General features: G+C 52.0%; 2 tRNA genes. Both read left to right on the forward strand.

The features are described 5' to 3' along the window. A tRNA-Lys gene (locus GHN86_RS23285) sits at positions 1 to 76 on the forward strand. Positions 77 to 169: 93 nt separating this feature from the next. Then, positions 170 to 243, forward strand: a tRNA-Pro gene (locus GHN86_RS23290). Position 244: the final 1 nt, after the last annotated feature.

Raw genomic sequence — 244 nt, forward strand, 5'->3', positions numbered from 1 at the left:
GGGTCGTTAGCTCAGTTGGTAGAGCAGTTGGCTTTTAACCAATTGGTCGTAGGTTCGAATCCCACACGACCCACCATTTTTGGTTTCAGTTCGCTGAAGCTAGATCTTAAGATCAGAGGCCAAAAGCGCTGATCGCAGAAGGCGCCTATTGAAGGTGCCTTTTTTTTACCGGGGTATAGCGCAGTCCGGTAGCGCGCCTGCTTTGGGAGCAGGATGTCAGGAGTTCGAATCCCCTTACCCCGAC

The organism is Pseudomonas helleri (assembly GCF_009600315.1).
Lineage (GTDB): Bacteria > Pseudomonadota > Gammaproteobacteria > Pseudomonadales > Pseudomonadaceae > Aquipseudomonas > Aquipseudomonas helleri_A.